The organism is Microbacterium sp. F51-2R, assembly GCF_052180235.1.
Lineage (GTDB): Bacteria > Actinomycetota > Actinomycetes > Actinomycetales > Microbacteriaceae > Microbacterium.
Window position 1 is genome coordinate 1,589,883 of the sequence record NZ_CP197470.1, and the last position, 14,317, is coordinate 1,604,199.

14 protein-coding genes are annotated in these 14,317 nt (G+C 71.0%); 5 read left to right on the plus strand and 9 right to left on the minus strand.

All coding sequences use genetic code 11. The annotated features are described in order from the left end of the window. Nucleotides 1–28: 28 nt before the first annotated feature. From ACSBPH_RS07200 to ACSBPH_RS07220, 5 genes are all read left to right on the plus strand, one after another. A complete protein-coding gene (locus tag ACSBPH_RS07200) occupies nucleotides 29–415 on the plus strand; it encodes an STAS/SEC14 domain-containing protein (RefSeq protein ID WP_442576905.1) in 387 nt (128 codons plus the stop codon). 119 nt (nucleotides 416–534) lie between these two features. Continuing rightward, entirely contained in the window at nucleotides 535–951 is a 417-nt protein-coding gene (locus ACSBPH_RS07205; protein WP_442576906.1) for a VOC family protein, read from the plus strand. Nucleotides 952–1,043: 92 nt separating this feature from the next. Then, nucleotides 1,044–1,283: a hypothetical protein gene (locus ACSBPH_RS07210; protein WP_442576907.1), complete on the plus strand. Its 240-nt coding sequence runs from the start codon at nucleotides 1,044–1,046 to the stop codon at nucleotides 1,281–1,283. Nucleotides 1,284–1,376: 93 nt separating this feature from the next. After that, nucleotides 1,377–1,583 carry a DUF1918 domain-containing protein gene (locus tag ACSBPH_RS07215; protein ID WP_442576908.1) on the plus strand — a complete coding sequence of 69 codons (207 nt, stop codon included), beginning with the start codon at nucleotides 1,377–1,379 and terminating at the stop codon, nucleotides 1,581–1,583. 100 nt (nucleotides 1,584–1,683) lie between these two features. Continuing rightward, nucleotides 1,684–2,457: an SDR family oxidoreductase gene (locus ACSBPH_RS07220; RefSeq protein ID WP_442576909.1), complete on the plus strand. Its 774-nt coding sequence runs from the start codon at nucleotides 1,684–1,686 to the stop codon at nucleotides 2,455–2,457. A gap of 78 nt (nucleotides 2,458–2,535) precedes the next feature. Here ACSBPH_RS07220 and ACSBPH_RS07225 read toward each other — a convergent pair whose 3' ends face one another. The 9 genes from ACSBPH_RS07225 to ACSBPH_RS07265 all read right to left on the minus strand — a co-directional run bounded on the left by ACSBPH_RS07225 (nucleotide 2,536) and on the right by ACSBPH_RS07265 (nucleotide 14,316). Further along, entirely contained in the window at nucleotides 2,536–3,381 is an 846-nt protein-coding gene (locus ACSBPH_RS07225; RefSeq protein ID WP_442576910.1) for an aldo/keto reductase, read from the minus strand. 51 nt (nucleotides 3,382–3,432) lie between these two features. Next, entirely contained in the window at nucleotides 3,433–4,227 is a 795-nt protein-coding gene (locus tag ACSBPH_RS07230; RefSeq protein ID WP_442577261.1) for a Cof-type HAD-IIB family hydrolase, read from the minus strand. Between the two features lie 41 nt (nucleotides 4,228–4,268). Continuing rightward, the gene (locus ACSBPH_RS07235) at nucleotides 4,269–6,407 is read right to left on the minus strand and encodes a S9 family peptidase (protein WP_442576911.1); all 2,139 of its coding nucleotides are present in this window, start codon (nucleotides 6,405–6,407) and stop codon (nucleotides 4,269–4,271) included. 96 nt (nucleotides 6,408–6,503) lie between these two features. Further along, complete coding sequence (gene cofC / locus ACSBPH_RS07240; RefSeq protein ID WP_442576912.1) at nucleotides 6,504–7,121, minus strand: 2-phospho-L-lactate guanylyltransferase; 618 nt, start codon at nucleotides 7,119–7,121, stop codon at nucleotides 6,504–6,506. Continuing rightward, the gene (fgd, locus tag ACSBPH_RS07245) at nucleotides 7,118–8,128 is read right to left on the minus strand and encodes a glucose-6-phosphate dehydrogenase (coenzyme-F420) (protein ID WP_442576913.1); all 1,011 of its coding nucleotides are present in this window, start codon (nucleotides 8,126–8,128) and stop codon (nucleotides 7,118–7,120) included. The genes cofC and fgd overlap by 4 nt, the downstream gene beginning before the upstream one ends. Further along, nucleotides 8,125–9,624 carry a flavin-containing monooxygenase gene (locus tag ACSBPH_RS07250; protein ID WP_442576914.1) on the minus strand — a complete coding sequence of 500 codons (1,500 nt, stop codon included), beginning with the start codon at nucleotides 9,622–9,624 and terminating at the stop codon, nucleotides 8,125–8,127. Before ACSBPH_RS07250 ends, fgd begins: the two co-directional genes overlap by 4 nt. Beyond that, nucleotides 9,621–11,885, minus strand: a complete 2,265-nt coding sequence (cofG, locus tag ACSBPH_RS07255) for a 7,8-didemethyl-8-hydroxy-5-deazariboflavin synthase CofG (RefSeq protein WP_442576915.1) — start codon at nucleotides 11,883–11,885, stop codon at nucleotides 9,621–9,623. The genes ACSBPH_RS07250 and cofG overlap by 4 nt, the downstream gene beginning before the upstream one ends. A gap of 34 nt (nucleotides 11,886–11,919) precedes the next feature. Then, on the minus strand, nucleotides 11,920–13,239 hold the full coding sequence (locus tag ACSBPH_RS07260) for an aspartate aminotransferase family protein (protein ID WP_442576916.1): 1,320 nt from the start codon (nucleotides 13,237–13,239) through the stop codon (nucleotides 11,920–11,922). Nucleotides 13,240–13,299: 60 nt separating this feature from the next. After that, on the minus strand, nucleotides 13,300–14,316 hold the full coding sequence (locus tag ACSBPH_RS07265; RefSeq protein WP_442577262.1) for a TIGR03842 family LLM class F420-dependent oxidoreductase: 1,017 nt from the start codon (nucleotides 14,314–14,316) through the stop codon (nucleotides 13,300–13,302). Nucleotide 14,317: the final 1 nt, after the last annotated feature.

Genomic DNA, 14,317 nt, shown 5'->3' on the forward strand with positions numbered 1-14,317 from the left:
GGATGGCGGGATTCGAGATGATGTGTGCATGATCGAGCCCCTCTCCGGCCTTCCCGACGATGTGCTGGGCTTCCGCGCCGTCGGCACGGTCGATGCCGTCGACTACCGCACGGTCCTCGACCCCGCGATAGACGCCTGGATCGCGAAAGGCAAGAGGATCAACCTCGTCTACGTCTTGGGCGAGGAGTTCTCGCGCTACTCGCTCACCGCGCTGTGGCAGGACATGCTCCTCGAGGGCAAGCCTGAGACCAGCTGGGGGCGCGTCGCGCTGGTGACCGACCACCGGATCCTCGGCGAAGTCGTCCGCGGCCTGGGGTCGCTGTCGTCGGCAGACATCCGGCGATTCCCGCTCGCCGAGAAGTCCTCCGCGATCGATTGGGCAGCGGGGAAGGATGCCGCGGCCACCGCTCCCTGAAGCGTGACGAGCGTCCGGTCCCGGGCCTTGCGGATGTCGGAACCCCCGAGGACACTGAGTCGCGCCGCCGGACGGTGGCGGCATCCATCCACTCGGTTCGACCCGCCAGGAGACTCGCCATGCTCACCCTGAACCCCTACCTCTCCTTCAAGGACAACGCCCGCGAGGCGATCGAGTTCTATCACGGCGTCTTCGGCGGCGAGTTGAACATCACGACCTTCGCCGACTTCCCCGGCAGCGTCGACGATCCGGCCGAGAACGACCTCGTCATGCACTCGCAGCTCACGAGCCCCGAGGGCTTGGTGCTCATGGCGTCGGATACTCCGTCGCGCATGCCGTACGAGGCTCCGGCCGGCATCGCGGTGTCGCTGAGCGGCGAAGACGACCCCCAGATGCAGCGCTACTGGGAGGCTCTCGCCGAGGGCGGCACCGTCACGATGCCCTACGACACTCCGCCGTGGGGCGGCAAGTTCGGCATGCTCCGAGACAGGTTCGGCATCGATTGGATGCTGACGCTCAACGCGCCGCAGGGGTAATCCGCGCGGGAGCAGGTTTCGAGCGACGGATGCCGCGGCTCGGCGCCGTGCGATGTCATGCACCCGGCGCCGGTCACCCCTAGGCTGACCGCATGACGCAATCGGGTGCCGGGGGATCCGGGCGAGGCTGGCCGAAGGGCCGCGTGGGTTGGATCGCCGGCTCGATCATCATGCTGCTCGTCGGGTCGATCGTCGGGCTGGCGCTCGGCAGCATCTGGATCGGCCTTGCCATCGCGGCGATCGTGTCGGTGGGCTGGATCATCGCCTACGAATCGCAGCGCGGTCGCACACCCGACATGTACGACCCCGACGACGACGGGGCACGACTCTAACTGCAGGACCTGACCGCTGGGCGCAGCCGTGGCGGCAGGGCCGTCGCGCCCGTGCCGCCGCTGCCGTAGCGAACCGTGCAGGCGGGGCGTACCGTGACGATCGGGAGGTACGTCATGCGAGCGAGCGTCGGCGATCGCGTGCTCATCCACGGGCGAGCGGTCGGAATGGTCGAGCGAAGCGGTGAGGTCATCGACATCCGCGGGCACGAGGATGACCCGCTGCTCGTCGTCCGTTACGACGACGGGCACGAAGCCATCCTTTCGCCCGGCACGGACTGCGAGATCCTGCACACGACTTAGCTTCAACGCACATCGATCCGGGTATGTCTCCACCCCGAGACACACGCGTGGCCTCCAGCGCGGCGGTACGAGTAGCCTCGGGCGCAGCGCGCGTCGGGTGATGCCGCCGCGCCAGGCTGAAGGAGACAAGCGCGTGAAGATCGCCGTCGCAGGGGGCACGGGTCGAGCCGGATCGGAGGCCGTGGCGACCGCTCGAGCACGAGGCCATGAGGTCGTCGTCATGGCGCGTTCGCGAGGCGTCGACCTGGTCACGGGCGAAGGGGTCGCCGCGGCGCTGGATGGCGTCGACGCGATCATCGACGCCTCCGGCGTCCAGGGGAAGGACGACCCCACTGCCTTCCACGAGGCGGTCACCCGCCACCTTGCGCGAAGCACCGCCCACCACCTCGTCGTGCTCTCGATCGTCGGCTGCGACCGCGCTGCCACGTATCCCCTCTACGGTGCCAAGCTGGCGCAGGAGCGGGCGAGCGAGGCATCCGGAATCCCGTTCACGATCGCGCGGGCAACGCAGTTCCACGAGTTCGCCGGGTTGGTCTGGGACTTCGGCCACAAGGGTCCGCTCAACTTCGTGCCGCGGATGCGCACTCAGCCCGTCGCGGTCACCGAGGTCGGCGCGAGACTCGTCGACCTCGCCGAGGGGAATCCGCTCAATGGTCGCGCCGCCGATTTCGGTGGACCGCGCGAGGAGTCGCTCGTCGAAATGGTGCGCGCCTACGCCAAGGCGTCGGGTCGCTCGGCGCGGATCGTGCCGGTCAACCTGCCCGGCGAGTTCGGCAAGGCGCAGCGCGAGGGCTGGCTTCTGCCGGGCCCCGACGCCGTGCTCGGATCGCAGACGTTCGCCGAATGGCTCCCCCTTCAGCGAGCCGTCTCCTGACTCTGGGCCCCGCAGCAGGCGGCATGGCAGTGGGAGGTTTCCGCGGCGGCGGAGGGACGAGGCATCCGTCTCTGTCGCTTACATCTCCTCGTGATGATTCGGGTCGCCGTCCCAGAGACGACCGCGCTCGAGGCGTGAGATCGCCGCGACCTCGTCGTCGCTGAGCGTGAAGCCGAAGACATCCGCGTTCTCGATCTGGCGAGCGGAGTCAGCCGATTTCGGGATCGGCGTCGAGGCCAGCTGCACGTGCCAGCGGAGCACCGCCTGTGTCGGCGTGACGCCGTGCGCGGCCGCGATGTCGGTGACGACGGACTCGGTGAGCAGCTCGCTGCGCCGCGCGAGCGGGCTCCAGCTCTCGGTACGGATGCCGTGTTCGGCGTGGAACGCGCGCAGCGCGCCCTGCGGGAAGTACGGGTGCAGCTCGACCTGGTTGACCGCGGGCGTGACCCCGGTCTCGTCGATGAGCTCGGTGAGCATCGCCTCGGTGAAGTTCGACACGCCGATCGAACGCACGAGACCGCCCTCGCGGAGGGCGATCATCGCCTGCCACGTCTCGAGGTACTTGCCCACGCTCGGGTTGGGCCAGTGGATGAGGTACAGGTCGATGCGCTCCAGGCCCAGTGCGGCGACGGATGCCTCGGCACTGCCCATCGTGCTGTCGTAGCCGTGGTCGCGGCCCGGGAGCTTGGTGGTGACGATGATCTCGTCGCGACCGACGCCGAGCTCGTCGCCGGCACGGCGGACGGCCTCCCCCACCTCCCGCTCGTTCTCGTAGTTGACCGCGGAGTCCAGGAGCCGGTACCCGGAGGAGATTCCGGCGACGATGGCGTCGATACCCTCTGCGCCGCGCAGGTTGTAGGTGCCGAGGCCGAGTTCGGGGAACATGGTGCCGTCGTTGAGGGTCACGGTGGGGATCGTGGGCATGGATACATCCTGCCTCGCGCGGCGGACACTGTCTCTAACCGGGGGCGCTCCTCACCCGAAGCCCGGGTCGAGGGGGTCGCCGTCGAGGAGACGGCGGATCGTCGTCAGCACGCCGAGCTCGACGTTCGAGGGGGCCCGGAAGCGCGCACGCGCGAGCACCTCGGGATGCGCGTTCGACATCGCGAACGACATCCCCGCCGCGTCGAGCAGCTCGAGGTCGTTGAGGTAGTCGCCGAAGGCCGCCGTCTGGGCACGGTCGATGCCGAGCGCCGACTGCAGTCGCGCGAGCGCGACGCCCTTGTTCACGCCGGCGTTCATCACGTCGATCCAGTGGTGCCCCGACACGACGACCTGATGCGTCGCGCGCAGATCCTCGAGCTCGGGCTCGGTGTTCGCCGCCTCGCCGAAGTCGTAGATCGCGAGCTTAAGGATCTGATCGTCCACGGCCAGCAGGTCGTCGACGACTTCGAGCCGGGCGTAGTACTTGTCGGCCTCGGCGAGGAACGCGGCATCCGTCCTCTCGACGTATGCCGACCGCTTTCCGCAGACGACGATCCCGGCGTCGACGCCGCGCTCGCCGAACGAGCGGACCCGCTCGATGACGGATGCCGCGAACCCGGCGTCCATCGCATCGGAGCTGACCTCCTCGTCACCGCGCACGACATACGCACCGTTCTCGGCGATGTAGACGACGTCGTCGCGGGCGTGGTCGAACGAGCGGCGGAGCGTCGCGAGCTGGCGCCCGCTCGCCGGGGCGAAGACGATGCCGCGCTCGTCGAGCTCGTCCAGCAGCGGCCACAGCTCATCGGGGATGCGGCCGTCGCCGTCGAGCAGAGTGCCGTCCATGTCGACGGCGATGAGACGGATGTCGTGGCCGACCGGCCCGCTCACCCCAGTGCCTCGGGGCGCGTCCACTCGCCCCCGCGCACATGCTGATCGAGGAATGCGAAGACCGTCTGGTACCAGACGACGGCGTGCTGGGGCTTGAGCACCCAGTGGTTCTCGTCGGGGAAGTAGAGGTAGCGGTGCGGGACGGCACCGTCTTCCGCGCCGAAGTGCTCGTTGAGCTCCGACCACAGCCGCAGGCCCTCGCCGACCGGCACGCGGTAGTCCTTGTCGCCGTGGATGACGAGCATGGGGGTCCGGATCTCGCGCACGAAGCGGTGCGGCGAGTGCTCGATCATGGCCTGCTCGGTGAAGATGCTCTGCCAGTACGCCGAGGAGTCGGTGGTCCCGGCGAACTGATCGAGCGCCCAAAGGCTCGCGTGCGTGACGATCGCGCGGAAGCGATCGGTATGCCCGGCGACCCAGTTGGCCATGTAGCCGCCGAACGATCCGCCCATCGCGGCCGTCCGCGTCTCGTCGATGTCGCTGCGCGCCACCACGGCGTCGGTGATCGCGAGGAGGTCGGTGTAGGGCGCCGCGCCCCACGCATTCCAGCCGCGCGCGATGAAGTCGAGGCCGTACCCGGTCGACAGCGCCGGGTCGGGAAGCAGCACCGCGTACCCCTGCGCCACGGCGAGGTTCGGGTTCCACCGCCAGCTCCAGGCGTTCCAGCTGTTGAGCGGGCCGCCGTGGATCCACAGCAGCAGCGGTGCCGGGCTCGACTCCGAAGCTCCCTCGGGCAGGAGCAGCCAGCCGCGCACGCGCGCACCGTCGTCGGCCGTCGTCTCGACCTCCGTCATGGTGCCCGGCGTCGGAGGCAGGGTGACGGGGCTCGCAAGCGGCGTGACCTCGCCGTCCCGGGCGATGCGGACGGGATGCGGCGGCACGATCCACGACGAGCGCAGCGCGAGGACATCGCCCGATGTCCTGTCGACGGCGACGTGCGTGTAGGTGAAGTCGTCGTCCGTGATCTGTTCGACCACGCCGTCGGCGAGGCCGATGCGGAACACCGGACCCCGCCCGTCCTGGTCGGCCGTCACGACGAGTGCGGCGTCGCCCCGATCGAAGGCGACGCTCGTCGGCCAGCGGTCCCACTCCTGCGCGATGCGGCGGGCACCCGAGCCGTCGATCGCCGACGTCCACAGCTCCTGCTCGGTGGGCCCGGCGGGCGTGCTCTTGGTCGTGCGCACGAAGGCGATCGAGGCGCCGTCGGTGCTCACGGCGGGCAGCTCGAAGTCGACCTCCACCTCGTCGAAGAGCACGGTCTGCTCCCCCGAGGCCGTGTCGATCGAGACGAGCCGGTACCGGTCGTCGCGTCCCGCGGGGACGGGCAGCGAGACGATGAGCGTGGCACCGTCGGGGGTCAGCGCGGCACCCGACGGCGAGGCCGTGCGCGGCGGGTTCGGACTCAGGTCGCGCGGACGCGGAAGGGTCGAGGGATAGGGGGCCGCGGCATCCGTCTCATCGGCCTTCGCGGCGGCGCCCTCCGCCGACACGGCAGCATCGACCGCCGCCTCGGTGTCGGCTGCCGATTCCTCCGGCACCGCGGCGATCGTGTCGCGCAGCTCGTCGACGTCGACGGCGAGCAGGTGCGGGAGCGCCGGGCCGAGATCGTGGTCCCAGAACCGCACGGGGTAGGTGTCGTGAAGGATCGCCGAGATCTTCTTCTTCTTGCGCAGCGCGCGCAGGCGGGCGTCGTCTTCGAGCGTGGCGGCTGCCGGCAGCAGGTCTGCCGAGATCACGATGCGATCGGATGCCGCGGCCGTCGCCACGATCGACGAAGCGCCGCCGGCAAGGCGGGTGACGGCGCGGGCCTCGCCGCCCTGGGCGGGCAGCACCCACAGCTGGCCGGACTCATCGTCGGGCTCACCGTCGTGGTCCGGACGCGCCGAGACGAAGAGCAGGTCGCCGTTGCCGAGGAACGCCGCCCCCGAATCGCCTTTCGCCGACCTGGTCAGACGCCGGGGTGTTCCGCTCCCATCGGCGGAGACGAGCCACAGCGAGCGCTCGTAGGCCGTCGCGTCCTTCTTGAGCGTCGCGACCGTGAGCACGACGCGCGTGCCGTCGGGTGAGAGCGCGAGCGCCTCGATGCGGGGAAGGGCGATGTAGTCGTCGAGCGAGTGGAACGGGGTCTCCGGCATCCCTCCACGCTACGACGAGATCGGGGTCGTCGGCCGCTCCTCTCGCTCGGCTCGCTCGGGAACCGGTCGGCGCCGCCCCGCTCGCCGGCGAGCGGGTCAACGGCCGGAGGGGGCAGCGAGGGCTCGAAGAGCGGCCGCCGTGCGGCGGCCGAGGCCGAGCAGCCCGGCGGAGGCGAGATGAGCGGGGGTGTCGACGTCGCGGCGGAGCGACGAGTCCGCCGGCACCTCCAGGGCCGTGCAGCCGAGCGCGACATGGCGCGCGAACGAATCGGCGCCGAAGGCCGAAGCCCAGGCCACGCCCGCAGACGCCGTGACGAGCGTCGACCCGGTGCCCTCGGCATCCGCCACCACACCCCGGTCGACGCCCGCCGCCGCGGCGAGCGCTTCGGCCAGATCATGCGGATGCAGCGCCGGAAGGTCGCCGAGGAGCGCCGCGCGCGGCGCCGACGCGGGCAGCTCCGCCATCGCCTGGACGATCGCGGCATCGGGTCCGGCCGCCGCGCGGTCGCGCATCACGACCACTCCGCCACCGCCGACGAAGGCCTCGAGCTCCGGGTCATCCGTGACCACGACGACCTTCGCGACGGCCTCACAGGCCGCCACCGCCTCGATGGTGTCGAGCGCGATGGCGCGCGCGAGCGCGGCTCCCCCGCCGAGCCGTGACTTCGCGCGCGAAGCCTGCTTGACGGGGAGGACGACGATCCAGTCCGTCACGCGAACCGTTCGCGGAGCTTCGGCAGAACGTGCTCGCCGTAGAGTCGCAGGAATTCGGCCTGATCAGCGCCCGGGTCGTGGAAGACGAGATGCCGGAAGCCGAGGCCGATGTACCAGGCGATGCGCTCGATGTGCTCTTCGGGGTCGTCCGAGACGATGAAGCGCGACGCGGCGCGCTCGATCGGCAGCTCCTCGCCGAGCCGCTGCATCTCGAGAGGGTCGTCGACGCCCATCTTCTCTTCGGGGCTGAGCGCGAGCGGCGCCCAGAAGCGCGTCTTCTCCATCGCGACCTCGCGCGACGGGTGGTACGACACCTTGACCTCGATGAGCGTGTCGATCGCGTCGGCGGGGCGTCCCGCCTTCTCGAGTCCCTCGTGCAGCGCGGGCAGGAGCGTGTCGGTGTACAGCTCGCGCTTCTTGCCGCTCGTCGTGATGAAGCCGTCGGCGATGCGTCCTGCGAGGCGCGTCGCCGCGGGACCCGCGGCGCCGATGTAGATCGGCACGGGGTCGTCCATCTTGTCGTAGATGGTGATGTTGCGGGTCGTGTAGAACTCGCCCTCGAAGTTGACGCGGTCCTCCGACCACAGCCGGCGGATGAGGCCGATGGCCTCCTTCAGCCGCCGGAAGCGCTCGGGCGGGTCGGGCCACGCGATGCCGAGATTCGCCTCGTTGAGCGCCTCGCCCGTACCGACCCCGAGGATCACGCGGCCGGGGTACATCACGCCGAGCGTCGCGAAGTCCTGCGCGACGACGGTGGGGTTGTACCGGAAGGTGGGCGTGAGCACCGACGTTCCGATGAGGACGCGCGAGGTCTTCGCGCCGAGGGCGCCGAGCCAGGGGACGGATGCCGGGGCGTGCCCGCCCTCGTGCAGCCAGGGCTGCAGGTGGTCCGACACGAAGACCGAGTCGAACCCCGCCTCCTCGGCCATGACGGCGTAGTCCAGCAGCTCGGCCGGCCCGAACTGCTCCGCCGAGGCCTTGTAGCCGAACCGGATGGGTACCGTCATGATCTCGTCTCCTCGTGTGCGTCGGCGGCGCCGACCGGCGCCGGAACCTCGAACTCCGCTCCCCCGCTCGCGGCGAGAGCGGCTCGGTAGTCGCCGACGGTTCCCGGCCACACCAGCGTCAGCCTGCGCGAGCGGTCGTCGACGTACCAGTTGCGGCATCCGCCCGTGAGCCACGGGGTGCCGGCAGCGCGTTCGTCCACCATTCTCGTGTAGGCGCGCTCGGCCTCGGGGCGCACACGCAGCACGCCGCCCGGGGCACGTCGCGCGAGTGCCGTCGCGACGTACTCGGCCTGCGCCTCGAGCATGAGGATGGAGGATGTGTGGCCGAGCGACGCGTTCGGCCCGTTGAGCACGAACAGCTGCGGGAACCCCGCGACGACCGTCGAGCCGAACGACGTCATCCCGAGGGCCCAGTGCTCGGCGAGCGTCACGCCGTTCTCGCCGCGCACGATGCGGGCGTAGGGCTGCCGCGTCGTCTGGAACCCCGTCGCGAGCACGAGGGCGTCGATCCCGCGGTGGCGCGCGCCGGATGCCGCGACCAGCGCGTCGCCGTCGACGGCCGCCAGCGCGCTCGCCTCGAGCACGACCCGCTCCGACGCCACGGCGGGGTAGAACTCGTCGGAGAGGACCACGCGCTTGCAGCCGAACGCGTAGTCCGGGGTCAGCGCGGCGCGCAGCGCGGGATCGGCGATCTGCGCGGCGAGGTGCGCACGCGCCAGCGCCTCGGCCGCCGCGGCATCGGGCCCGCCCGAGCGCGAGGCGAACCGCGCCTCGCCCTCGGCGTCGAGCCGGGCGCGCAGCTGCGCGAGCTTCTCGGGCCGCGCGGCGAACCCGGCGCGTTCCTCGGGGGCGTAGGCGCGGTCGCCGCGCGGGAGGATCCAGGCGGGGCTGCGCTGGAAGAGCGTGACCGTGCCGGCGCGCTTGGCCAGCGCCGGGACGAGCTGCACGGCGCTGGCCCCCGACCCGACGACCGCGACATGCGCGCCGTCGAGATCGACGCCGTGATCCCAGCGTGCCGAGTGGAACAGCGGCCCCGCGAAGGACTCGAGCCCCGCGATGTCGGGGATGCGCGGCTCGCTCAGTCGGCCGCACGCGAGGACGAGCGCGTCGGCCAGGACGACGGCAGACTCCGCCCCGCCGAAAGCGAGACGCCAGGCCGCGGCATCCTGATCCCACTCCGCATCCACGAGAGGCGAGTCGAACGCGATGCGGTCGCCGAGCCGCTCCCGGTCGGCGACGCGCTCGATGTACGCCTGGATCTCGGCGCCCGGTGCGAACTCGGCCGACCACGACGGCTCGGGGTGCCGCGCGAAGCCGTACAGGTGCGAGGGCACGTCGCACGCGACGCCCGGGTAGGTGTTGTCGCGCCACGTGCCGCCGACTCGGTCGGCTCGCTCGAAGATCGCGATGTCGTGCCCCGCATCGCGCAGGGTCATCGCGGCGGACAGGCCCGCGAAGCCCGCGCCGACGATCGCGACCTCGACACGACGGGTCACGGCGCGTCCGCCCGACGAGACGGTTCCCGGTAGTCGGTGGAGCGCTCGCGGAGCGGGCGGAAGATCTTCGCGACGCGGACGGATGCCTCGGCGAGGCCGAACTCGAGCCCCTGCTCGATGCCGGTGTCGGGGCGCACGCGACCGTCGAGGAGCGTTCCCCCGAGATCGTCGCCTCCCGCCGAGAGGAGGTCGATCGCGAGGTCGCGACCGTGGCGGGTCCACGGGATCTGGATGTGACGGATGCTGTCGGCGAAGAACAGCCGCGAGACGGCGACCATCGCGCGGTGCTCGTCGGCGGCCGCGCGCCCCGGCACGAGCGGCACGCCGTGGCCCGGCAGCGGGATCGGCACGAACTCGGTGAACCCGTGCGTCTCGTCCTGGATCGCGCGGAGCGTGCGGAGGTGCGCGATGCGCTCGGCGGCGGTCTCGACGTGGCCGTAGAAGATGACCGAGGTCGAGCGGAAGCCCGCCCCGTGCGCGGCGGTGATGGTCTCGATCCAGCGGTCGATCTCGAGGTCGGTCGGGGCGACGAGGGCGCGCACCCGTTCGCTCAGGATCTTCACGCCGGTGCCGGGAACGGTCTTGACCCCCGCTGCGCGCAGCGCCGCGAGCGCGTCGCCGAGGCCGAGCCCGGCTCGGTCGGCGAGGTCGGCGATGTCCTGCGGGCGGTACGCGTGGAGGTGCAGGGAGGGCGCGGCCGCCGTGATCGTGCGGGCGAGCTCGAGGTAGTGCTCCGGATCTTCGGATGCCGGGAGCACGCCCTGCACGCACACCTCGGTCGCCCCGAGGCCGACCGCGTCGCGGGCGATGGCCGCGGCATCCGTCATCCCGAACTCCGGCGACGCACCGGGGCTCCGCCGGTAGTGCGACGAGGTGATGTTGCGGTTCACGACCATGCTCACGGCCTCTCCGACCGTGTAGCGGCGGACGTCGTCGGCGGTGCGGACGAGGTCCTCGAGGTCGTCCCCCCTCGCGGTGAGGAGCGAAGTCCATTCGGCGTCGTCGAGCGATCGCGGGTCTTGCGCGGCGCGCTCAACCAGACCTGCCGACGCGGCGGTCGACACGACGGCCGGGTCCTCTGCGAGACCGGCCGGGGTCGAGGCATCCGTCGCCGCCAGACCCGTCTCGGCATCCGCGAGCCGCCTCACCGCCGTGTGGAGAGCGGGGTCGATCCAGCGGTCGGCGTCGCCGATGTACTCCGGGTGGGCCGTGAGGCGTTCCCGCAGCGCGAAGCCCGAGGCCGCCGTCAGCGCGGCGAGGTCGTCGAGGTGCGGCCAGGGACGCTCGGGGTTGACGTGATCGGCCGTGAGCGGCGAGACGCCGCCCCAGTCGTCGACGCCGGCCCGCACGAGGAGGTCGAGCTCGGCGGGGTCGCTGAGATTCGGCGGCGCCTGGATGCGCATGTGCGGTCCGAGGACCATCCGGGCGACGGCGACCGTCGCGATGTACTCGAGGAGCGAGGCATCCGGCGCCCCGCGCATCGCCGTCCCCGGCTTCGCGCGGAAGTTCTGGACGATGACCTCCTGCACGTGTCCGTGCCGCTCGTGCAAATCACGGAGGGCGACGAGCGACTCGGCACGGTCGCGCACCGACTCGCCGATGCCGACGAGGATGCCGGTCGTGAACGGGATACCGGCGGCGCCGGCGTCGTCGATCACCTGAAGCCGCACGTCGGGGTCTTTGTCGGGAGAGCCGTGGTGCGCTCCGCCGGGCTCGTCGAAGATCGCGCGCGACGTCGTCTCGAGCATCATGCCCATCGACGGCGCGGTCGGCCGGAGATCGTGCAGCTCTGCCGCCGTCATGACACCGGGGTTGAGGTGCGCGAGGAGCCCCGTCTCGGCGGTGATGAGCCGTGCGGCGTGGGCGACGTAGTCGAGCGTCGACGCGTAGCCGTGCTCGTCGAGCCACGCCCGCGCCTCGGGCCAGCGATCCTCGGGGCGGTCGCCGAGGGTGAGGAGCGCTTCCTTGCAGCCGAGCTCCTGCCCGGCGCGCACGACGCGGAGGATCTGCTCGTCCGACATGTACAGCGGCGCGCGCTTGAGGCGCAGCTGCCCGGGGGTGTCGACGAAGACGCAGTAGTGGCAGCGGTCGCGGCAGAGCGTCGTGAGCGGCACGAAGACCTTGCGCGAGTAGGTGATGATGCCCGGGCGTCCGGCGGCGGCGAGACCCTCGTCGCGCAGTGCCGAGGCGCGGGCGAGCAGCTCGTCGAGCGGGGCGCTCTCGAGAAGCCGCTCGGCCTCGTCGACGCTGAGCGAAGACACGGATGACGTCGATGGGTGCATGGCGGATCCGGGCTCAGAGAGCCGCGGCGAAGGCTTCGTCGTAGATGGCCAGGGCCTGCTCGACCTCGTCGTCGGTCACGACGCACGGCGGCACGACGTGGATGCGGTTCTCGGCCTGGAAGGGCAGCAGTCCACGGGCGACGAGCTCGCTCTTGACCTTGCCGACGCCCGCGGCCGACAGCGGCTCGCGGGTGTCACGGTCGGCCACGAGCTCGACCGCCCAGAACACCCCTTCGCCCCGCACCTCGCCGATCGCCGCGTGCTTGTCGGCGAGCGCGCGCAGCCCCGGCCCGATCTTCTCCTCGCCGACGCGGCGCGCGTTCTCGACGATCCCCTCGGACTCCATCGCGTCGAGGGCGCCGACGATCGACGCCGCGGCGAGCGGGTGCCCGCTGTAGGTCAGGCCGCCCGGGAACACGCGCTCGTCGAAGGTCGCCGCAATGGGCTCGGAGATGATGACGCCGCCCACGGGGACGTAGCCGGAGTTGACGCCCTTGGCGAAGGTGATGAGGTCGGGGACGACGTCGTAGCCCTCGAAGGCGAACCAGCGCCCGGTGCGGCCGAACCCGGCCATCACCTCGTCGAGGATGAGGAGGATGTCGAACTCGTCGGCCAGCGCCCGCACGCCTGCGAGGTAGCCCGGCGGCGGGATCAGGATGCCGGCGGTGCCGGGCACCGACTCCAGGAGGATCGCGGCGATCGTGCCGGGCCCCTCGGACTGGATGACGCGGCGGAGGTGATGGAGGGCGCGCTCGCTCTCCTCCTCGGGCGTGGTCGCCCAGAACTCCGAGCGGTAGAGGTAGGGGCCGAAGAAGTGCACGTGTCCGCGGGCGAACTCGTTCGGCATCCGTCGCCAGTCGCCCGTCGCGACGATCGCGGCGCCCGTGTTGCCGTGATACGAGCGGTAGGTCGAGAGCACTTTGTCGCGGCCGGTCTGAAGCCGCGCCATGCGGATCGCGTTCTCGATCGCGTCGGCTCCGCCGTTGGTGAAGAAGACCTTCGAGAAGCCCTCGGGGGCACGGGCCACGATGCGCTTGGCGGCCTCGCCCCGCGTGAGGTTCGCCGCCGCGGGACCGACCGTCGCGAGGAGGTCGGCCTGACGGTGGATCGCGTCGATGACGGCGGGATGCTGGTGGCCGATGTTGACATTCACGAGCTGGCTCGAGAAGTCGAGGTAGCGCGTGCCCGAGTGGTCCCACACGACGCTGCCCGACCCGCCCGCGATCACGAGCGGTGACAGCCCCGACTGCGCCGACCAGGAGTGGAAGACATACTCCCGATCGAGCTCCCTCGCGAGCCCGTCGAGGTCGGTGGTCGCTTCGCTCATCGTCATGCCTGCCATTCTCCCGCGCGCCGACGACGTGTGGGGGCGCAACCGCTCACGCGGGGCGTGTCACGACTTGGCCGTGACGTGCTCGGCGATCGCGGGGATGACCCGTTCGCCGTAGACCCGCAGCGTCTCCTCCTTGTTGTCGTGCTGGAGATAGCCGGCGAACTGCGTCACGCCGAGGGCGTGCAGCTGCCGGAGCTTCTCGATGTGCTCGTCCGCAGTCCCGAGGATGCAGAAGCGGTCGACGATGGCGTCGGGGACGAAGTCGACATGGTCGTTGTCGGCGCGGCCGTGGGTGTTGTAGTCGTACCCGGTCCGCCCCGCGATGTACTCGGTGAGCGCTTCGGGCACGGCGCCGTGGTGCCCGTACTTCTTGACGATGTCGGCGACGTGGTTTCCGACCATCCCGCCGAACCACCGGCACTGGTCGCGCATGTGCGCCCAGTCGCTGCCGATGTACATCGGCGCCGCCACGCAGAATGCCAGCGAGTCGGGGTCGCGGCCGACGTTCGCCGCGGCATCCCGCACCGTCTTGATCATCCATGCGGCGATGTCGACGTCCGCGAGCTGGAGGATGAACCCGTCGCCCACCTCTCCGGCGAGCTTCAGCGCGAGCGGGCCGTAGGCGGCGACCCACACGTCCAGGCTCGAGCCGCGGCTCCACGGGAACTGCAGGGTCGAGCCGTTGTACTCCACGGGGCGCGAATTGCCGAGCTCGCGGATGACGTGGATCGCGTCGCGGAGTTCCGCCAGCGACGCCGGCTGCCCGTTCGTGACGCGGACCGCCGAGTCTCCGCGGCCGATGCCGCAGATCGTGCGGTTGCCGTACATCTCGTTCAGGGTCGCGAAGACGGATGCCGTGACCGTCCAGTCACGCGTCGAGGGGTTCGTGACGAACGGCCCCACGGTGACCCGCTTCGTCTGCGCGAGGATCGCCGAGTAGATGACATACGGCTCCTCCCAGAGGAGGTGCGAGTCGAACGTCCAGACATGGCTGAAGCCGTGCGCCTCGGCGAGCGTGGCGAGCTGCACGGTGCGCGCGGCGGGCGGATTGGTCTGCAGGACGACGCCGAAGTCCATG